The following is a 19,657-nucleotide window of genomic DNA, read 5'->3' on the forward strand; positions in this document are numbered from 1 at the left end:
ACGCAAGTCTAAAGTGAGTCGGACGCTGATGGAGCTTCTGGGTAAGCGGTGTTTTCAGCCCACGGCGGTCCAAGGCATGAGTTCGCCGACGGCGTTGGCGGGATGACCGGCAGCTAATTTGGCAAGCGTCTCCGTCATCCAAGCGTGCGGGTTGATACCGGACAACTTGCAGTTCTCGATGAGCGTGGCGATCACCGCCCAGTTGTCACCTCCTTCATCGGAGCCCGCGAACAGGGCGTTCTTGCGATTGAGGGCCAAGGGCCTGATGCTGCGCTCGACGGTGTTGCTGTCGAGATCGACGCGGCCGTCATCGAGGAAGCGCGAGAGGCCTTCCCAGCGAGTGAGCGCGTAGCGGATCGCCTCGCCGAGCTTGGCCTTGGCGCTCACCTGGCGGTTCCGCGCATCGAGATACTGGCGCAAATCATCGAGGATGATGCGGCTGCGTTCATTGCGGACTGACCGGCGTTGCTCTGCAGACGTGCCGCGCACTTCGTCCTCAATGGCGTAGAGCATGGCGATGCGGCGCAGCACCTCGGTGGCGACTGGTGAGCTGTCAGCCAGCTCGTAGAACTTGCGTCTTACGTGTGCCCAGCAGAAGGCGAGTTGGACCTGCTGTCGACGCTTGGCGAGCGCGGCATAGCCGCCATAGCCATCGACCTGCAGCACGCCGGCAAAATCGCCGAGATGCGTCTCGGCGCGCTCGCCCTTGCGGTCGGCGGCGTAGATATAGGCGACCATCGACGGATCATCGCCGCCCCAAGGCCGGTCGTCGCGGGCATAGGCCCATAGCTGGCCGGTCTTGGTCCGCCCGCGTCCCGGATCGAGCACCGGCGCGGTGGTCTCATCGGCGAACAGTCGCTGCGATCGTCGCAATCGCTCGAGGATGTGGTCGCGCAACGGGCGCAGATACCATGCTGCTCGGCCGACCCAGTCGGCCAGAGTGGATCGGTCGAGGTGGATACCCTGCCGGGCGTAGATCTGCGCCTGACGGTACAGCGGCAGGTGATCGGCATACTTGGCGACCAGCACCTGTGCGATCAGCGCTTCTGTGGGGATGCCGCCTTCGACGATCCGTGCCGGTGCCGGAGCCTGCACGACCGCGCTCTCGCAGGAACGACAACCGTAGCGCGGACGGCGCGTGACAAGAACGCGGAAGGTGGTCGGCACGACATCGAGCCGCTCAGCCACGTCCTCGCCGATCTGGTGAAGTGCGCCGCCACAGCACGGGCAAGCCTTGTCGTCGATATCGACAACCTGCTCGATCCGCTCGAGATGGGCTGGCAACGATCCCCGGTTGGTCTTGCGGGGCCGCTCGGCCGGAGCCCGGCTTGCCTTGTCCCTGGCATGCTCTGCCTCGGCCAGCGCCGTCTCGACTTCCTCCAGGGCAAGTTCGAACTGATCGGGATCGAGCTGCTCCGACCGACGCCCGAAACGATGCCGCTGCAAGGCGGCGATGATCGCCTTCAGGCGTTCAATCTCTGCCTTGAAAACCTTCAGCGCGTCGATCTCGCGGGCCTGTTCAAGGACCAGCGCACGGAGCGCTTCAACGTCATCGGTGAGGTCCGCTTCCATGAGCATGGGAGGCAGTGAATCAGGAGACGAAAGCCCCGTCAACCAGCAATCTGCGGGGCAATCGGACGGCGTCCGCCATGTATCCGGCGCCAGTCCAGACCCTCCAGAAGTGCGCCGAGTTGCGCCGACGTCAGACGTATCACACCGTCCTGTATGCCGGGCCACCTGAAGCCGCCGGACTCCAATCTCTTGGCCATCAGGCACAGACCGGTGCCGTCCCACCAGACCAGCTTGATCCGATCACTGCGCTTCGCCCGGAACACGTAGATGACACCGGAATAGGGATCGCCGCCGTACTCGGCGCCGACCAGCGCCGCCAAAGCATCTGGCCCCTTGCGGAAATCCACGGGGCGCGTCGCCACCATTACCCGCGAACCAGGCCCGATCCCGATCATCGGCCAGCTGGCGTCTGCAAAGTCTGAATGATGGCCACCGCCATATCGATCCGGGCCGCTTGCCCGATCCGAACAATGGCGCCACCAATCTCGACCTCAACGCTATCGCTTGAAATGGGCGGCGTTGCCTCGCCAACCACCGGCACAAACATGGGTTCGTTCCTGGGCGGCAACTTGGCAGCCTCGACAGCGTAACGGAGTTCTCTGCGCCACGTGTACAACAGCGCCGTGCTGATCTCTCGGTCGCGGGCAAACGCCGCGATGTTCTCGCAACGCTCCATCTCTGCAACCAGTGCCAGCTTCTGCTCCACCGACCAGACACGCCGTCGCCCTGCCATACCGCTGAGAACTTCAATCCGCCGAAACGGCTTCAGAGCCACTCCAGTGTCGGTGTCCAATGCGGTCGTAACGATGGCCTCGTCCATGCCCGCACATCAGCCTTTGCCAACCAATCTGACAAGGTGGCGGCGAAACACCGCTTACGCTTCTGGATCAGATCGAGACCTATCTTGCCCAGCACCGGATGCCGCCCAGCAAGTTCGGGCGGTTAGCGGTAGGCGATCCGAGGTTCGTCAAAGATTTGCGGTGCGGGCGGCTCCCGCGAGCAAAGACCTGTGACCGGGTGCGATCCTATCTGGTTGAGAGGTCCGCCGCGAGCGCTCAACAGATGCTTTCGCAAGGGACTCAGTCGCCACGTCTGCCGAGCGTTGCGAGCCCGCATTGATCGAGGAAATGTTAGGCCTTGCGCAATTTATGTCCGCTCTCTTCGGAGATCTCGGCGTGATACTGTTCGTCCGCACTTTGCCACACAAAGGACTTTGCGGGTCCCGCATAGGGTCTCAGCTACCGCCCATAAGCAAAACGAGGCCTATAGCTCTCGACGAGTGCAGCGTCATCATCTTCGTCTTCGTCCGGCACTGTCGGAAGCTCTTCGCTTGAGAAAACTGTGAGTGTGAAGCCGTAACTTCCGAGCCCGATGATTTCCTCATCAAGTTGAATTCCGTCTGGCCCGTCGAACCACTCACTGAGTGTCGTTTCAGTATTGAACCGTCGTGCTTGCGCAACATTCAAGGGATCTAAATTGAACGCGCGCGTACCGGTGTCGGGAAGAAGGTCGTCTCTTCGGGGATAAGCGCGCGGTTTCAGCTGCTTAAAGCCATCGGACAGGAAGCTATAGCAAACGCGCTCACCTCGGCTCACCACAACAGCCATCGGATAGGGACAGCATTCGGCGGCTCGAATTGCCGACGCAGTGAGCGAACACTCAGACTCAAGCGCTAAGCGTTCGACACCGACCAAGCCGACTTGGTTGTGGTCAAGCGCCCGACGCACCAGGCCGGTCGGCATGAGAAGACCGGACGAGAAATGATCAGCTTCGATCTCGATTGAGTTGCTGCCTTGGGTGAACCCCGCGCGTGAAATATGCACCGCGGCGTGCTTCATGATCTCCTCGGGATGACCATCGAGAAAGTAGTGACCGAGCTCATGCCCGATCGTAAAGCGCTGGAAACCTGTGCTGGTGATGTTTGTGGCGTAGAAAATACCTACGCCTTGGTCTCCGAAGATGATGCCGCCGCTCACACCCGCTTGGTCGGGCTTCTTCGCCTCGACAAGGATGTCTTCATTGGCTGCGATTCTGAAGGGATCAATCGGGAATGAAGTAAAGCCGTGTTCCTTCGCCTTGCGCTCGCCACATTTGCGAGCCCATTCGAGGCGAAACCTGCTCATTATTTTGCCTCTGACCGGCGCTTGGCCATGACTTCGATCATCATCTGGATGTGTTCGCGATCGGCATCTGTTAAATTCTCCTCACCACGGAATGCCGTCGTCGCACCTTCCATGCTCTTCACTCTACCCAGCAGGTAGTCCGAACTCACATTGAGGGCTTGGGAGAGCGCGCGTACATTCGCGAACGACGGTTTGCGCCGATTGCGCTCGAAGTGTCCGATTGCTGCGGCCTGCAGACCGGATTTTTGCGCCAACTCAGCTTGGCTGAGTTTCCGTACTTCGCGGGCTGCAATCAGCCGCTCTCCAAACTGGTTTTCCTCTGATGGCATCCTTGACCTACGATGTAAACATAACTATATCTACGATATCGTAGGGAGGGTTGCGTCACCATGGTGACGCTCATTCTTGCCCGAAAGCCCTACGAATTCGTAGGTTTTGGTACGACGAATCGAGCGACTGGTCAACGGGGAAGGAGGTGAAAGTGATGGCAGGCAAGAAAAACTCCGAGGTAACCAGTGCCAAGGTTGCCTCTGCAGCGTCCAAGGTGCTGCGCGATCCAAAGTCGAGCAAAGCGGCTAAGTCTGCGGCAGCTTCGGCGCTGACGCAGCGTCCCAATAAGAAGAAGTAGCCACCGGCGGGTCGCGGCTAGTCCCCGACCCGCCATTTCCATGAAAGGAGGTCAATATGGCGAAACGCTGTGTTATCCGCTCCGGCAAGTACAGCCAGGGCGACATCACCGGAGTATGCACAACGGGCAGTTCTGGTCGCCCGGCTCAAAGCCGGACGCGATCAGCGACATCGAAACTGGCCCCCACGAATGCTGAAAGGGCGGTCACTCTGTGAAGCTCGTATCCCAATTCAAATCGTTCCTGACCGATACGGTGAATCTCAATCAGACCCGGCTCGACGCACTCGAGTCCAATGTCGAAGCAATCAAGAATTTCGTGCGCCAATGCGACTGGGATCCGAAGATCAAGTCGTTTTACCCGCAGGGTTCCTGGGCGCACGACACAATCATCAAGCCGGTAGATGGCGGCGAGTTCGATGCCGATCTGCTAGTGATGGTCGAGCCTGTCAAAGACTGGACGGCGGCCGACTACGTCAAGTCGCTGGGCAAGGTCTTTGCTGACAGTTCGACCTATGGAGACAAGTGCAAGACCTGGGACTATTGTGTGACGATCACTTATGCGGGCGATCGCAAGGTCGATATCGCGCCTTGCGTGCTCGGGCGACAGATTCCTGGGCGCCTCGAGGTCTGCAACAAGCCGCTGGACTCGTTTGAGCGCTCTGAGCCGGTCGGCTATACCGAGTGGCTGAAGAAGCAGAATGGCTATTCGGGCGGGAACTCGTTCCGCAAGATTACTCGGCTCCTCAAATATCTGCGCGATATCAAGACGACTTTCACCTGCCCGTCGGTGCTGCTCACGACGCTTCTGGCGAGCCATATCCACTGGACCGATAAGGACTCGGATTCGTTCGCCGACGTGCCAACGACGCTTAAGACCGTTATGGGAAGGCTCGACGATTGGTTGCAGGCGAGACCCGCCAAACCGATAATCGCCAATCCGCATCTTACCTCTGAGGACCTCGCCTCGTGTTGGTCGGAAGTGCAATATTCCAATTTTCGGAACTTCATCAACAAGTACCGAAAATGGATCGACGAGGCTTACGACGAGCCGGACCGGTCCGCCAGCATCACGGCCTGGCGTCGCATCTTCGGCGATGATTTTGCCAAGGGCGAGGAGGTTCTGACGAAAGCAAGCGTGTCGGAGGGTACGTCATTGGTCGGCCGTTTGTTGGCGAGCACTGCAGCGCACCTTGACGAACTCGTCGATGCGGTGGCGAACTACGGCGTGCGCATCCTGCCGAGCGATTTTTTTGCACCACCACACATGCACGCACCGCGTTGGCCTAGAGCCGAGACCTTCACGCGAAACGTGCAGGTGGTGGCGAAATGGTCTGGCTCGAAAAGCGCCGCGAATGGGCGCCCGCTCCAAAGAGAAGAGGTGCTTCATCGATATGGCGGGATCTGGTTTGACGTGACCGTCAATGGCGGTCAAGAACTGCCGGCCGGTTACCGCGTCCAGTGGCGGATTACCAATACGGGCATTATGGCAATGGCACTCAATGCAGGACGCGGCGACTTCTATGCTCCGCATAGCGGAAACCGAAGATGGGAAGAATTGAGCTATCGTGGTGTCCACTTAGTGGAAGCATTCATTATCAGGAGGGACGATGACAAGCTGGTGGGGCAGAGCGACCCGTTCCCGGTGATCATCGAATAGCGGGTGCTGACTTATGCAGAATCAAATCACCACCCACCAAAATGAGCCGCGGTTCTTGAAATTGCTTCGGGCAAGATCGGAGACTTACCGAGAGGCCAGCCACTGGCAGATTGCGCAATTTGTTCTCACCGTCATTACACCGCTGGTGGGAGCAGTCGTTGCAATTATGACACCGGATGCGAGGCCCTATGTTGCTGCAGCCGCCTTGGTGATCGCCATGCTGGATAGCTCGTTGATCGACCGCATTCAGAAGCAGAAACTGAAAACGGCCGCCCGCATCGCAGAACAATTCGACTGTGAACTATTGGAAATGGCCTGGAATCCCTATGCGGCCGGCAAGAAGGTGGAGCCTGAGGTTATCGAGGACGCGGCCCAGCGCTGGCCCAATGGCGAGGTGAAACTGAAGGGGTGGTATCCTTCTGCGGTCGAGCAAGTGCCCATCCACCTTGCTCGGATTATCTGCCAGCGCACCAATCTGTGGTATGATGGCACGCTTCGTGAGAAATATAGTTCGATCCTGCTCTGGTCGGCGATCGTTATTGCGATTCTTTTGTTTTCGGTAGGTTTTGCGGCTCAATTGAGTCTGATTGATTTTGTGGCCGTAGTAATAGCGCCCGTTACACCGGTATTTGGCTGGACGCTTCGCGAATTTTTTCGACAGCGAGATGCCGCTGAGGCTCTCAAGTTGGCAAGGTCCGAGGCCGAAGCGCTTTGGGCTACTGCGCTGAATGGAGGATGCGAACCGTCGGAATGTGCCCGTCGTTCCCGAGAGTTTCAAAACACAATCTTTGCTCGACGTGCCAACAATCCTCTGATTTTTCCCAAAATATATGACCGCCTTCGGTCAAGCTTGGAGATTCAGATGAACCGAGGGGCTGAGGCGTATGTGAACGAGCTGAAGGACGGTGGGTGACCGGATGGCGACCGGAATTGAGGTGGCTTCGAGATCCACAGATTTTTGAATCGCGTTCCGGTTTAGTTCTGGAATGAGGGCTAATTCTGATGCAGTCTCCACACATGATTTTTGCCCATCAAGCGCAGTTGGTCACATTCGCTAACGTATCCGTTGGAAGTCTCGTTTTGTCATCTGGGTATGACCAATCCAGTGTCGTGGCCCTGGTTTGCGAATTTGAGAACGAAAAGTGCCTCTTACGTGTTGGCCAGAATTGCCATGTATTCCAGGACAATTTTGGTTCCAGCTTGCTGGATTTGGGTGCCGCAGTTGCGAAATTTGATCCTGGTAGCGCGGCTTCCAATGACACCTTTCCGCGAAGCGGCGCGCTCTTGATCACAGCCGCAGGCCCCGGGGTATTTGAGGCAGCCGGACGAGTTGGTGCGTCAGGTGGATACCTGACCCTATTGAACGGCGTCAGACAACATTTCTACCGACCGCTAGGAATTCCAACATTCTACCGATGGGAACTGGGCATTGTGCGCGATAACGAGTTTGCCGGCGTGGCAATCGTTGATCTGACTCAAGATGCGTAAGATTCGTTAACAGGAGGTTTTTTTGTCCGACATCCCTTCGTCTGCAGAATTGACAAGTTTGGCCAGTCTGCTTTCGCCTGGGGTTATCATTCTGTGGGTCCGCAGTAGATTTCGGGACGCAATTCAATCTAAGCTAACCGATCAAGTCATCAGCTTCGCCCTGATTTCCGTTGCTTATCGAGCGGCTTCCTATCCCCTCTTTCATGTTCCGGCAGGTTTAATTCTGCCTGAGTGGCTATGGCAGTTTTCGTTAAACTTTCTAGTGCCACTTGTGGTGGCTGCGGTACTTGTATTTTTTGATCGATCAGAGCAGTTTTATAAACTTACTCAAAAGCTTGGGCTGAGGCCAACTCATCACGAGCCGACCGCATGGGATTTTGCTTACCGGAGCCGGGGCCCTTCCTATTTATTGGTGCATCTGAATGATGGTTCGACGGTGGCCGGTGTTTGGGTTGAGGGTTCGTTTGCATCTTCGACGCCAGGCGATCGGGACTTGCTTGTCTCACAGCTCTGGACCGTTGATCCTAGTGGCTCTTGGCATTGTGTGAATCCGCCGCGCGCAATGCTTATTTGTGGCGGATCAATCCGAATGGTCGAATTTATTGAAGGAGGCTAAGTGTGGAAAATCCGGAAAATAACAAGGCGGCCGGTCAAGTAATCCTGAAGAAGGGATACACCGCCCCCAAATCGCCGACGATGGCCAACGATGGGCATAGGCCTGCAAGTGGTCAACTTGGCGCTCCACCAACATCAGGAAGTGTCGTGTCCAAGCCGCCTGTGAACAAGAAAGACTAGTTGGCCGATGGAGCAACGTAGATGAGCAAGATCAAAGGCGGAAGCGGATCCGGAACCGTCAGGGGAATCGCGGTTGGCGGCCCTAAAAAGGTCTTAGGGGGTTACCAAGGTCCGCGCGGAGGTCTTGGCACACCTCCGACAGGAAACGGCGGAGGTGGAGGATCCGGAGGAAGCGGCAAAAGCGGGGGCTCTGGCTCGAACAAGAAATAATTCGACCAAAGATTTGAGGCCTCTTTTGGGGGCCTTCAAAGTCACACGATATTTGAGCTGAGCGGGAATTCTCCAAGGCCGCACTCTGGCCTCGCAAGCTCGGACCAGGGTGCGGAGTACTTGTCGCTGACCCGCTGGCACTCTTGCGGCTCTCCTTGCCGACCGCCGGCTGGCGCCCAGTCCCGCGCACCTGGCGTTCTGCTGCGTCGAGCCTTGCAAGGGTGCCGTTCATTGCTGGCTCGCGGTGCGAGCCTGACTCACTGCGTCGTGTCCGCCATCAGCGGGCAGCCGCCCCCCACTAGTGAGGGAGGGGAGTGTGCTTTGGATTGGCGCCGAACAATGCGACCGTTCCCGAGTATTTTCAGCTTCTCGGCTCGGAAGTTTCTGCTATGTTCCAAAGGAGCAGATCAATGAACGCCATCATGAACGATTTCGACTTCAAGCACGGTAGCGAACCAGTCCCGGAAAAGTGGGAGGGCTTGGCCGAGCTTGATCGTGCGCTCGCTGAGAACCGTCAGACCGAATACCGTTGGAAGAAGGCGTGGGCCGATCCGATCAATCGCATTGTGATGGTCATTGTCTTCGTTTTGCTGACCGCATTCGTCGGCTACGTGGTGATCAGCGATCTGATCATTGGCCACTAGGCTTCCATTCCTTCACTTCGTCCGCAGCTTCCGCGCTCGCGCCTTTCGCCCCGCCGGTGAGACCCTCAAGGCGTGATCGTTCACCACTAATCCGCTGGCGACCCGCGCCCTGCTGCCCCATCACTTCGTCATGGAGTGCCGATGGCGTTGGCCCTTGCGGAAGGCCACCAGGCGCAGCGATGGAGCCTATCGGCGCCGAGGCACGAACGCTGGCAGGGGTGCTGATCGAAGGGCTGCCAATCGGCGCAATGGGCGGGAGTGCGAGTTCGCTCTCGACCTCTGACTTGATGCTTCCTGCATAAGATTCAACGAACTTGCGCTGAAGTGCTTGGCCCTTGGGGCTGAGCTGGAAGGTCGTGTCATCGAACCGGACATCGCCATAGTAGTCTCGGTTGTTTTCGATCTCGGCCATGCCCCATTCGCGGTAAGCTTGGCTGAGGTTGAGGTTCCCGGCTGCATTGCTACCCGAGAAGAACGATGCCTGTTGCTCCAGGCGGTTGCCTGTCTCTTCAGAACGCCGCGCTTCGAGCGTGCTGGTTTTGGTTTCCGTGAGGGAGGCATTGAGTCCGCTTGCGGTCGACTGAACTCGGGAGTTGGTCGAAGTGCTGACTGTCCGCAGAAAGCCGTCGCGTGTGCTCGTCCAGTTGTGGGTGTCCGAGATCTGGCTGAGTGTTCCTGCAATCTTGTCGCGATCCTCTGAAGCGATCCCAATATCGCTGTCGGTCCACGATTGGTTGCGACCTCCCTTCGCACCTGCGCTCAGCGTAGCCGGACCAAAATTGCCACCCACACCGGCCGCCGCTTCCCCATTCAAGAACCAGGATACCGTGATGTCGTCGGCAGCCCGGCGCGAAAGCCCATATCGCTGCTGCAGTACGCTGGAGGCTTGATCAACCTCGCTGTAGGCAGTCTGTACGCTGTCGGAGCTTGAGGTGCCCGTGGCGGTCTCGATGCTTTGGCCGCTGTTGGTCTGATCGCGCAGCTCGCGGAACTGCGCGATCGAGCTGATCGTCGACTGCTGGGCTAGTGCGCTCTTTGCCTGGCTGTTGGCATGATAGCCACTCGCCATGGTCGAGAGGCGCGAGGAGAAGTCGCGGCCGAGCGTCGGGGTGAACGGGTAGCTGGAATTCGGGAGCTGGTCATAGGCGGCTTCGGGATAGCTGGTGGTCTGGCTACCGTTGTCGCTGATCGTGCGGGTCTGCGCTGCGCCGTAAGTGAAGCTTGGCGCGACCGTCCCTTGCGCGAACTGCCGGGTCATTACTGTCGAGTTCTCAAGGCTGGTGTTGCCGAGCGCGACATTGCCGGTGCTCGCCTCGCGTGCGGCTTCCTCCGCAGCATTCTGGCTCGGATTGAGATAGGAAGTTGCCTGGTGCGAGATTGCCAACGCGCCTTTGGCGACGCCGCCCGCGAGAAACGGCACCGAGGCAATCAGGTAACCGGCGAGGAGGCCAATGTCCGAGTTGACGTCGGCCATGCCGGTGAAAGTTGCAAGGCTGAGCCCATTTGTGCCTGCGACCGCGGTCATGTCGGCGGCGCCTTTGTACATCAGCATCATGTGGAGGATCACGAACAGCGGTCCCCAGGCGGCAAGGTAGAAGAACCCGGTGACATAGCCCTTGAGCGCGGTCGGCCCAGTCTTGGGCAGCAGGAACAGCGGAAACAGCACGGGGAACAGCGCGTAGAACAGCACGGTGAGGACGACGTTGAGCAAGGGCACCCATTTCATCGCGGAATTGGCGATCGAGCTGTAGGTCCGCTCGGTCTGGATGTCAGCGCGGGTCTGGGCATAGACATCGACATTGCCTGCACCGCTCGCGCCAGTGAACCCGTGCATCGCCTGGCTCATCGCGTTGATTGTTAGTGTCTGCTTGAACAGGTCAGTAGCGCTCGCCGAAACGCCAGTGAGGTACTGGTAAGCAACCGGCAGGTCCGCAAACAGCTTGGCCTTGGCGAGTGCGGCAGTCTGGCCCGGGTAGAGCTGGCGGCCGAACACCGTACCCATTTCATCGATCAACAAGGTCCACTGCGCGTTCAGTGCGTCATAGGCTTCGCGGCAAGTGATAATCGTGGAGGTGACTTGGCCGGTGGTGGCGTCCCGGCTGAGGAAACGCTGCGCGCGGGCCTGGCTGCCGGGCGCGATCGTCGCCCAGATATCGCCGCTTTCGGCGAGCTGCTTCATCGAATAGCGACCGAGCAGGACATCGTAGAACACGCACTGACGAAAATGCTCGTCGAGGTTCGCGGCAAATTCGGGATCGGAAATGCGCAAGGACCGCGTGGCATCGTAAAGCCGCGCCCCGTAGATCATCCCGTTTTTGGAGTAGTTGAGATCACCGGGGAGGCCAAACACGACCTCGGCCGAGCCGGTCAGGTAGTCGCCAACCTGGCTCGTAAAGCTCGCCATCAGCGCGAGCCCAAGCGGAACGTTGCTGACATTGGCAGGCGCGAGGCTGGGATTGAGCCGGTCGGTGATATGCACGTCGGTGCGCGGCACCATCAGGCAGGTGTACATCAGCGTCGCGCCGAGGAACCAGTTGATCCAGGCGCGCCAGTCCTGATTGAACGCGAGCGTGATCGCCGAGAGCGCCAGCCCCATGACCATGACGACCTGGAGCAGGCTCTTGTAGCCGCCATTGCCGGTCCAGGTGGCGACCGCCTGGAATACATTGACCAGATAGTCGCCGCCGCCAACCGTGAAGATCTCGAGCATGGGATTGGGAGCCTTCTTTGGCTTGAAGGGAAATCAGTGGGTGAGCGCGCGGGTCTGCAAGCCCCGCGACCAGTCGAGCGCGGCGGCCATGCCGGGCGACATCTGCGTCGCGAGCACGTTCTCGATGAACGCGGTCTTCTCGATGATCTGGAGGACCGCATTGACCTTCAAATGCGTGTTGGCCTGCCGGTCGGCGAGCGCTTGACGCACCGTGTTAACCTGGCTCTGCCACATCTGGATTTTGGCTTCGTCGGCGCCGATGAAGCTCGACATCGAGCGCCCGGCTTCGCTGACAATCCGGTCGAGGACCGCAAACAGCAGGTCGACGGAAGCGAGCTCGGCGAGCGTTTCGCGATCGTCGGTCGGCATGCCCCTACCGTAAGCGGCCTGGACGGTGAGGATCTTGTAGAGCGGTACGCTCGAGACCTGGAGCAGCTCCTTTTGCGCCGCGGTGATCGGGGTGTCGTCGCGAATGGCCTGGACCATTCCGTCGATCAGTGCCGAGACGCGGTGGCGCAGTGATTTCGAGACGGGCAAGTTCAACGAACGGAACCCCGGATCGAGGCACTTGTCGGTTTCGTCGCAGTGGAAGATCAGAACATTGCCGCCTGTCGTCCCATCGAGCAGTGAGGTCACCAGAGTCGAGGAGCTCTCGCCGACGATCGGCACGAACTTGCCCGGCTCGTCGTCTTTGGGCGGCACGTAGATGATCGTGCCCAGCAACGTCATCGCATATTCGGCGAGTTCCTGGTCGAGCGTGCCACCTGGCGAAAAGAACGCCGACTTTTTGAGGATCGTCCAGGTGTAGTTGCGCGGCACGCCGGGATTGACGTCGTCGTACTTGCCCGCGCCCGCAGACGTTGTGCTTGAGCGTTGCCCGCGGGTGCCGCAGCCGTGCTTGGCCGCAGCATAGTCGGTGAAGATCCCCTCGGAGTTTCCGATCGCCTCGCATATCGCCTTGTCGGCAAGGTCGCCCTTGGGCCAGATTCCGCCGACCAGGCCTTGCGCCAGCTCGCACGAATTGATGTTGAGATTGTTCATGAGCTGAGCCTTCTGGCTGAACTCCTGCATGATCTTCGAACACTCGGGGCAGACCGTGTCGATCGCAAGGCTGAACGCGAACCCGACTGCATTGTTGGCGACGGCTTTGAGCATCGCGACGATCTCGCTCGCATTGATGAAGCTGAAGGAGCCGGCAAAGATGTCGATCCCGCCGCAGCCGGCACGGGCGCGAGGCAGCTGGAGGTTGGCGATGTTGGTCGTCTTCTGCGGGAAACGGGTCCAGACATTGCCGAGGCTGTAATAGCCCGCCGACTGCCCCTGGAACGCAGTGGGGCCGTTGACCTGTGCGGCACCGCCGACATCGTTCAGGAACGAGTCCATTGAGCTGCCGACGTCAGCTTGAACAGGTGTGAGGGGAAGGGCGGCGACAAGCAGTGCCGCAACGAATTGCTTGAACCTAGTAGTCACGTCCGGCTTCCTTCGAGGTGAGGAGGTAGATGCGGTCTTGGAGTTCGTCGGCGCTCATCACACCGTAACCGATCGGGATCGCTTGGCCCTTGGCCGCATCCCAAAGGACTACGGCGGGGGTAATGCCCGGATCGAGCCTCATCCGTTGGCGCTGGTTGGTCTCGACGGTGTAGCGCGGGAAGTGCCTTGAGGGCCCGCCGTCGGTTGAAACCGCACGCACCGTAATTCGCCAGGTCGTGGCGACCGATTGGACGATCGGCGACATCACTTCGCAGGCGCCGCAGCTCTGCGCGAAGAAGTAGAACAGCCCGTAACGCTCGGAGAGATGGGCCATCACGCTGTCGCGTTCAGTCTTGCGGTTATCCTGCCAGGCGCGCTTACCGAGCGTCGAGACCGGGCGCTGCAGGGTGTAGTCGAGCCCTGGCTCCTGCCAGATCGCGCGCTGCCAGACGTCGCTGAACAGCGAAGCCTGATCGAGCTGGCGGCGCTGGAAGCGGATATAGGCGGTGACGTTTTCAGGGCTGGGCTCGAGGATTGCCTTGGCCTTGAGTTCGCGCAACTCTGCTGTGATCGCGTCCATACGGCTCGTCGCGCTTTGCTGCAGGGGCGGTTGCGGCTCGATTTTTTCGGGTGGCTTGGGTTTGGTGCAGTAGAACCAGTATCCAAGCCGCCGCTCGGCGCAGTAAAACGGGTCCTGGCCGTCGGCGGTCTGAGCATTGGGCTGATCCTGCGCTGATGCGGGCATTGGGATGGCGAAGAGGCTGGCGGCGAGCAGGCAGACGGCAACGAGCCGAAGGCCGCGCTTACGGACGGGCACGGGCATAGTAGTCCTCGATCTTTTGCTGGATTTGGGTAGCGGCCTGAAGCTCGTCGGGGAGCCGCGCGGCGTCGGTGAACTCAGCATAGACCTCGCTGAAATCCATCTTTGAGAGGTCGAGCCGGGCGAACTCGTCAATCGTGAAGCCGAGGCATTGTTCGGTTTTGGGCTTGTCCCACGGCTTGTTCAGCTGGACACGGCCTTGTTCCTGAAGAATCCGGCTGAGCTTGGATTCAAAGCAGCAGTAAACCTTGCGTTTGGTCAGGCAGACACCGAGAAACGAGGACGAGCAGTAGGTCCCGACATAGGCGCAAAGGCCCTGAACGTCCTTCTGGTGGAGCAGCATTTCCTCGCGGCTGCAGCCCAGCGCAACGAGCAGCTGGATACCCGGGATCAGCGGGAAGCCTTTGCCTTTGCAGCAATTGAGAATCCCGAAGACCTTGGACGAGCAACTCTCGCGAGTGCCCTTGAACAGTGTCAGGTTGTTTGGATCGAACTCACGCCGGGCCTGATCCATCGCGTTCAAGGCCACCACTGCATCCTTGAACTCGGTATTGGGCTGGCGCTGGATCGTCTCGCAGGAGCCGTCGATGCAGTAGACATCGCCGTCGCAGATGAACTGGTTCGGGTCCTGGGGCTGGTCCGGAACCGGGCAGTCGTAGACCCGCTCAAAGGTCCTGCACGGGGTCTCGTCGGTCAGGCAGTACTCCTGCTCGAGATTGCAGCCCGGCGTCTGCTCGAGCGTTGTGCAATCCTGCGCGGGCGTGAACCTGTTGCACTGGTAATCACGCCGCCAGGCCCAGCAGGGCTGGGTGATGGAATAGCCGTCAATCGTGCGGGTCACCGGATCGCTGTCGCTGCAGGTTTCAACCGGGCTTGTGCAGTTGGCGTCGGCAGCAAGGCTCGCGCACTGGCTCTCGTCTCTGGTCGTAGTGACAACCTGCCTCGGCGTGACCCGTATCGGAGTGAGGCCTGCGACCGGCTCGGAGCAAGTGTATTCCGCGATCGGATCGCCCGGTTCGAAACACTTGTACCCGGTTGGTGTATCGATGCCTTGCAGGCACTTGCCCGGATGACTGCCGGTTAAGCGGCAGGTTGCCAGGTCGAAAGCCGTGCACTCGGGGTCGAGTTTCGGGCAGTAGTAGAGATAATCGGTGACTGTGGTGACGCTGGCCTGCAGTGTCACCGTGCAGCTTTGCGTGCTGCTGTCGACCGTGTAGCCCGTGTTGCAGGTGGCTTTGTAGCGCGCGGCAGTGCCGCTCGCGGGTGGAAGCAGAACACAGCGGCCCTGCGTGCCGCCGACCGTCATCCCGCTGGTGTAGGAGAGCGGATCTTCGCTGATTGTCTTCGACCGGGCGATTGCCGCGTCAAGGTCGACCTTGCTGAATGTTGCCCGGCTCGCACTCGAGTTCCGCATCGTCTGGTAGCCAGTGTTCGCGCTCGCCTGACTGGCTGCGGCACGTTCCATAGCCTTGGGATCGTCAAAATAGCCCGATTGACTCGGTGTGCCGGAGTAGCCCGGCACGCGGTCTGCGTTGGGCTGGGTGGTCGCGGCGCTTTGTGCTGCCGCCCCGATGTCCTTGCCAAAAGCTTTCCCGTCGGCTTTCGCAGCGTCGGTGGTGGTCTGGGCCTGGGCGAAACAGGGCAAGGCAGTTGCCAAAAAGAAGGCAAGGGCGAAGCGGCTCATGGCTGGTCTCCCTGGAGGCGAGCGAGGTGCTGGGCTGCGATACGCGCACCGGGGCCACCTCCTGACGCGAAGGTGCGCAGGGCATATTCAGCGGTGACGTTGCCGTTCATCCGGTCGAAGGGCGGTGCCGCACTGGTGCAGTCGAAGCCTGAGCACAGATCGAAGTCGCTCGCGGTGACGATGTAGGCGGGGACTTCGCTGATATTGAACGCGCGGAACAAGCGAGGATCGATCCCGACCCCGTCCATGCGCTCACCTGGCCCCAGCACCTTGCCGAGCGCCTCGGTCATGACCTTGGCCGAGCCCTTGGTGAGCCCGCGAAACACCACGACGCCGCCGGCGCGGGTGACATCGTCCATCATCTGGCGCAGCGCCTGGGCTGGCATCGACAGTGAAGCAAAGGCGATGAACCGCGGCGCTTCGCCAAGACCGTCTCTGGCCATATCGCCAGCATCGGCGACCATCTTGTCGAAATCGAACATCGCATCGCTTGGTGCTGAGTGCGGCGCGCTGCCCGCATAGCGGCGGCCATTGGCCTTGCCTGCATCGGCGCTCTGGCTGGCATCGGCGGTGATGGCCTTGGCACGGTCTCGCGCAGTGACGGCAAGTGCCTCGGCCTCAGCGGTCTGGTCGGCGGCGCGCGCGCGGATCGATGCAAGATCTACTCCCACGTCACTGGATTGCGCGAGCGCACCGCCGAACGCAGAACTAGCGATAAGGGCAGTGATAGCAATAGCTTGGAGGGAGGTTTTCATAGCGCGCAGCAATTCCGTTTGCGCCAGACCAGGTAGCCCATGTCCTCGCCAATGGCGGGGTAGACCTGGCCGGCCGACATGAAAGTGGTGGAGGCGCCGATCGGCGCGCAGGCGTAGCGCCCGCTGGTCTGGGGATTGGGGTTGGTGGCCTGAAAGCGGTATTGCTGCTTGCGCATCACCGGCATCAGGTATTTGCCGCAAAGGCCCTTGCCGCCCATCGTGCCCCAGGCGACCAGCTCGCGGTGGAGCTTGTAGGCGAAGCGCGAGAGCGCGAGCCGCGAGGCTTGGACATGGCCGATCGTCGCCGAGACGTTGCCATTGAGCGGATACATCGAACCCTGGCAGCCGGCGCACCAGAACAGGCTGTCCGAGGGCAGTTTGGTGGTGGCAAGCACGCAGTCGGCGGCGCAGGCAGCGAGCGCGAGCGGGTTGGCGAACAGCACGGCTTCAGGGTTGATGATCGCGGTGAGCTCGCTGTCCTGCCACAGCGGATCGATCTCGGTGATATAGAGGATGTCGACCGAGCCGCTCTCGAGGCAGAGGAAGTCGGCGACCAGCTCCATCCAGTAGATCAGCGGATAGGCATACCAGTGGACATGCCACTGTGACTGGTACTGGGTCGCGCCGCCAACCGCTGACGGCCCCGCCATGGTCTTGAATCCGATGTCGAAACCAGGGTCGAGTTTGAGCCCGCCCAGGTTGACGAAACACCAGGGCTTCATCGAGACGTCAGCGAGCCGCACCGGCTCCCAGAACCCCATCGCGATGCCGGGACGCAGTCCGCACAGACACACCGGCAAGTCAGGGTTGTCGGGATCGGGGCGATTTGACGGCCAAATCTTGAGCCCCCCAATCGAAATCGGGAACAGGCACGACCAGCAGATATCGGTGATCGGGTTGACGAAGTGTCCGGTACACTTGCCAGGCGTCCCTGCTTCAGCGGGTGCGCCTGTGGCCAGTGCTATCATCCCCGCTGCGAGGAACGAGAGGAGGCGCTTTGAAAGCGATGATTTTGTGCGGCTCATGACGGCCTCGATTGCGGAAGTTTGGGGGGCTGTTCGGTCACGATCAGCACGCGGCCCTGTTGTTCGACCACAGCAGGAACCGCGTGGATGGCAAAATGCGCGGTGAGCTTGCCGCCTTGGTCGAAGTAGAACCGGCGCTGGCGTCCTTTCATCAGCTCGAGCGGCGCGCCGCTAACGAGGATGAACTTGGCGGGCGTCTTGCCGTAGCGCGCCAGGGCCCAGTCGATCTGCGCCTTGTCATCGCCATCGACGAAAACGAGCGGGGCGCGCAGCGGTACGGTGTCGAGCGGATTGACCCGTGTGCCGCGCGCGATGACGGTGCGGCCCTTGTCGTCCTTGATGTCGGTATCGACCGTGATCGTCGGATCGAATGACCAGCGCCGCACGGCACCCGCTAGCGCAATCCCTGCGACCGGGGCGGGGCGGCTCACCCTTGCGATCGTGCGGCGCTTCAGTTCGGCATTGAGCTTGGCGGTCTCGCCGCTCGCTTCGAGGTGAAGCAGCCGGGCATGGATCTGTGCGAGCAGGTCGGGCTCGATGACCGGCCAGACCGTGCCATGCTGACCGTAGTCGCGGGCCTGCGCTGAACTTGCGACGACCAGTGCGAGCGCAGTGGCACAGAGCGGGATGGCGAGGCGCTTGATAGCGGTCATCACAGGACTGGCCTCCCGACCCCGATGACTTGTGATCGGCAGATCCAGCCAATCGCAGCGTAGCGGCTGTCAAACCCGTCTTTGTGCTCGGAGCCGACGAAATAGCAGTCCTTGGGGATCGTGCCGGTCGGCCCGAGCGGCAGCGGTTCGCCGAGGCGGCTCGCGGCCTTGGCGCGGGCTACGGCCACACCGTTCACGAAGAACGCGCGGTCCTTCTCGGTGACCCGGTCACCTGCCACGCCCAGCACGCGTTTGCCGAACGGCTGCGGCTTCGCCCCGAAGTGGCGGGTAACCAGATCGGAACGCGGCGGCATGAACACGATCAGGTCGCCGCGCGCGGGTGTGTCCGTCCGATCGAGCCAGATCGCCCAATAAGGGAGCGACGGGCTGGCGTTGATCATCAGCGCATGGTTTTCGGCAAACCGGCTTGTTGCCGCGAGCGCGAGGGCGCCCGCGCCAACGCCTACGAAGAGTGCGAGCCGCGGCACCCTGGCGACCTGTCTGCCAATCCAGCTGGGCAAGCGGAGCGTGTCAACGGGTGCCATGGCTCGCAGCTCCTGGTGCTCCAAGGCGCCGCGCCACATCGGCGCGGACCTGTTCGGTGAGATCGGGCACTCCGCCGGAGACCACGGCCTCGGCGACGAGCACGGTGCGGCCGTCCTTGCCCAAGGCCTGGACCGAAGCCTCGACCGCCTTGAGGTAGGCGGCGACGCGCGTCTGGGTCTCTTCGGCGGGTCGGCCCGAACGGGCTTCGGCTTCAACGAAGTCTCCCATGATGCGGGAGAGCTGGACCGTGACCACTTCGCGGTGTCCTAGCGTCACGATCTCGCGGGTCGCCCAGGCGCCCCACAGCGTGGATGCGAGCATCGAACCCGCAATGACCAGTGCAGTCGGCGAGAGCCCGGCGAAGCGGCGCGGTGCGTTTGATGTTGCTATAATGTTTCTCACGCGCCTTTCTCCAAGGTCTTGAGCCCTTCGCTGACTTCGTCGAGGAACCGGGGCAGCCGCCAAGCTGCCACCGCCGTGGCGAGCGCGACCAGGAACCAGGTCGACCGGTTGGCGAAGACATACTGACGGTCCGGGGTGGCATCGGCGAAAGCGCCGAACAGTGAACCCAGAAAGGCAAAGGTCACATCCATCTGCCCGCCGGTCAGCAGCAGCAGGAACATGAGCGGCAGGCCCATCGCAATGACCCAGCAGGCCATCAGGAATATGCCCGACCGGATCATGATGTAGCAGCCATCGGCGGCAAGCCCCCACCAGTGACGGCGCGGCCTGCGCGCAGCAAGACGTGGCGGCCGGGGGAGGTCGTGTCCTTCCTGGGTTGCCGCGATGATCGGACGATGTGGGAGCCAATCCGGCTCGGGTTTCGCTTCGACCTCGCGGTCAAAGGGTGTCTGCAGGCAGTGCGGCATGGGATCTC

Annotated in this window: 21 protein-coding genes; 6 read left to right on the plus strand and 15 right to left on the minus strand. The window is 60.6% G+C overall.

Going from position 1 to position 19,657, the window contains the following annotated elements; genetic code table 11:
* Positions 1 to 54: 54 nt before the first annotated feature.
* The 5 genes from tnpC to WG900_RS02440 all read right to left on the minus strand — a co-directional run bounded on the left by tnpC (position 55) and on the right by WG900_RS02440 (position 4,024).
* The gene (gene tnpC / locus WG900_RS02420; protein ID WP_339964387.1) at positions 55 to 1,578 is read right to left on the minus strand and encodes an IS66 family transposase; all 1,524 of its coding nucleotides are present in this window, start codon (positions 1,576 to 1,578) and stop codon (positions 55 to 57) included.
* 32 nt (positions 1,579 to 1,610) lie between these two features.
* Complete coding sequence (tnpB, locus tag WG900_RS02425; protein ID WP_339964389.1) at positions 1,611 to 1,967, minus strand: IS66 family insertion sequence element accessory protein TnpB; 357 nt, start codon at positions 1,965 to 1,967, stop codon at positions 1,611 to 1,613.
* On the minus strand, positions 1,964 to 2,392 hold the full coding sequence (locus WG900_RS02430) for a transposase (RefSeq protein ID WP_339964390.1): 429 nt from the start codon (positions 2,390 to 2,392) through the stop codon (positions 1,964 to 1,966). The genes tnpB and WG900_RS02430 overlap by 4 nt, the downstream gene beginning before the upstream one ends.
* Positions 2,393 to 2,810: 418 nt before the next feature.
* Positions 2,811 to 3,695, minus strand: coding sequence for an ImmA/IrrE family metallo-endopeptidase (locus WG900_RS02435; protein WP_339964392.1), 885 nt, complete (start codon positions 3,693 to 3,695; stop codon positions 2,811 to 2,813).
* Positions 3,695 to 4,024, minus strand: coding sequence for a helix-turn-helix domain-containing protein (locus WG900_RS02440; RefSeq protein ID WP_339964393.1), 330 nt, complete (start codon positions 4,022 to 4,024; stop codon positions 3,695 to 3,697). The genes WG900_RS02435 and WG900_RS02440 overlap by 1 nt, the downstream gene beginning before the upstream one ends.
* A gap of 155 nt (positions 4,025 to 4,179) precedes the next feature.
* On the opposite strand from WG900_RS02440, the gene WG900_RS02445 reads away from it, so the two are divergent.
* The 6 genes from WG900_RS02445 to WG900_RS02470 all read left to right on the plus strand — a co-directional run bounded on the left by WG900_RS02445 (position 4,180) and on the right by WG900_RS02470 (position 9,117).
* Positions 4,180 to 4,323, plus strand: coding sequence for a hypothetical protein (locus tag WG900_RS02445; protein WP_176217829.1), 144 nt, complete (start codon positions 4,180 to 4,182; stop codon positions 4,321 to 4,323).
* 211 nt (positions 4,324 to 4,534) lie between these two features.
* Positions 4,535 to 5,980, plus strand: a complete 1,446-nt coding sequence (locus WG900_RS02450) for an SMODS domain-containing nucleotidyltransferase (RefSeq protein WP_339964394.1) — start codon at positions 4,535 to 4,537, stop codon at positions 5,978 to 5,980.
* Between the two features lie 13 nt (positions 5,981 to 5,993).
* The gene (locus WG900_RS02455) at positions 5,994 to 6,893 is read left to right on the plus strand and encodes an S-4TM family putative pore-forming effector (protein WP_339964395.1); all 900 of its coding nucleotides are present in this window, start codon (positions 5,994 to 5,996) and stop codon (positions 6,891 to 6,893) included.
* Positions 6,894 to 6,997: 104 nt separating this feature from the next.
* A complete protein-coding gene (locus tag WG900_RS02460) occupies positions 6,998 to 7,468 on the plus strand; it encodes a hypothetical protein (protein WP_339964396.1) in 471 nt (156 codons plus the stop codon).
* A 22-nt stretch (positions 7,469 to 7,490) separates the two neighbouring features.
* Positions 7,491 to 8,084 (plus strand): DUF6338 family protein, encoded by a 594-nt coding sequence (locus tag WG900_RS02465; RefSeq protein WP_339964397.1) that lies wholly within the window; start codon positions 7,491 to 7,493, stop codon positions 8,082 to 8,084.
* Between the two features lie 799 nt (positions 8,085 to 8,883).
* Positions 8,884 to 9,117, plus strand: a complete 234-nt coding sequence (locus WG900_RS02470; protein ID WP_339964398.1) for a hypothetical protein — start codon at positions 8,884 to 8,886, stop codon at positions 9,115 to 9,117.
* Here WG900_RS02470 and WG900_RS02475 read toward each other — a convergent pair.
* The 10 genes from WG900_RS02475 to WG900_RS02520 form a co-directional block, all read right to left on the minus strand.
* A complete protein-coding gene (locus tag WG900_RS02475; RefSeq protein WP_339964399.1) occupies positions 9,104 to 11,827 on the minus strand; it encodes a conjugal transfer protein TraG N-terminal domain-containing protein in 2,724 nt (907 codons plus the stop codon). The genes WG900_RS02470 and WG900_RS02475 overlap by 14 nt on opposite strands.
* A gap of 33 nt (positions 11,828 to 11,860) precedes the next feature.
* Positions 11,861 to 13,210 carry a conjugal transfer protein TraH gene (locus WG900_RS02480; RefSeq protein WP_339965308.1) on the minus strand — a complete coding sequence of 450 codons (1,350 nt, stop codon included), beginning with the start codon at positions 13,208 to 13,210 and terminating at the stop codon, positions 11,861 to 11,863.
* 76 nt (positions 13,211 to 13,286) lie between these two features.
* Positions 13,287 to 14,120: a conjugal transfer protein TraF gene (locus WG900_RS02485; RefSeq protein WP_339964400.1), complete on the minus strand. Its 834-nt coding sequence runs from the start codon at positions 14,118 to 14,120 to the stop codon at positions 13,287 to 13,289.
* Positions 14,101 to 15,801 carry a conjugal transfer protein TraN gene (locus tag WG900_RS02490; protein ID WP_339964401.1) on the minus strand — a complete coding sequence of 567 codons (1,701 nt, stop codon included), beginning with the start codon at positions 15,799 to 15,801 and terminating at the stop codon, positions 14,101 to 14,103. Before WG900_RS02490 ends, WG900_RS02485 begins: the two co-directional genes overlap by 20 nt.
* Positions 15,798 to 16,472, minus strand: coding sequence for a type-F conjugative transfer system pilin assembly protein TrbC (gene trbC / locus WG900_RS02495; protein WP_339964402.1), 675 nt, complete (start codon positions 16,470 to 16,472; stop codon positions 15,798 to 15,800). The genes WG900_RS02490 and trbC overlap by 4 nt, the downstream gene beginning before the upstream one ends.
* A gap of 80 nt (positions 16,473 to 16,552) precedes the next feature.
* Complete coding sequence (traU, locus tag WG900_RS02500; RefSeq protein ID WP_339964404.1) at positions 16,553 to 17,524, minus strand: conjugal transfer pilus assembly protein TraU; 972 nt, start codon at positions 17,522 to 17,524, stop codon at positions 16,553 to 16,555.
* Positions 17,525 to 17,577: 53 nt separating this feature from the next.
* On the minus strand, positions 17,578 to 18,234 hold the full coding sequence (gene traW / locus WG900_RS02505) for a type-F conjugative transfer system protein TraW (RefSeq protein WP_339964406.1): 657 nt from the start codon (positions 18,232 to 18,234) through the stop codon (positions 17,578 to 17,580).
* Positions 18,234 to 18,779 (minus strand): S26 family signal peptidase, encoded by a 546-nt coding sequence (locus WG900_RS02510; RefSeq protein WP_339964408.1) that lies wholly within the window; start codon positions 18,777 to 18,779, stop codon positions 18,234 to 18,236. Before WG900_RS02510 ends, traW begins: the two co-directional genes overlap by 1 nt.
* Complete coding sequence (locus tag WG900_RS02515; protein ID WP_339964410.1) at positions 18,766 to 19,182, minus strand: TrbI F-type domain-containing protein; 417 nt, start codon at positions 19,180 to 19,182, stop codon at positions 18,766 to 18,768. Before WG900_RS02515 ends, WG900_RS02510 begins: the two co-directional genes overlap by 14 nt.
* Positions 19,179 to 19,649 (minus strand): hypothetical protein, encoded by a 471-nt coding sequence (locus tag WG900_RS02520; protein ID WP_339964412.1) that lies wholly within the window; start codon positions 19,647 to 19,649, stop codon positions 19,179 to 19,181. The genes WG900_RS02515 and WG900_RS02520 overlap by 4 nt, the downstream gene beginning before the upstream one ends.
* Positions 19,650 to 19,657: the final 8 nt, after the last annotated feature.

Origin of the sequence: Novosphingobium aquae, from assembly GCF_037572715.1 — a bacterium.
Taxonomy (GTDB): Bacteria; Pseudomonadota; Alphaproteobacteria; order Sphingomonadales; family Sphingomonadaceae; genus Novosphingobium; species Novosphingobium aquae.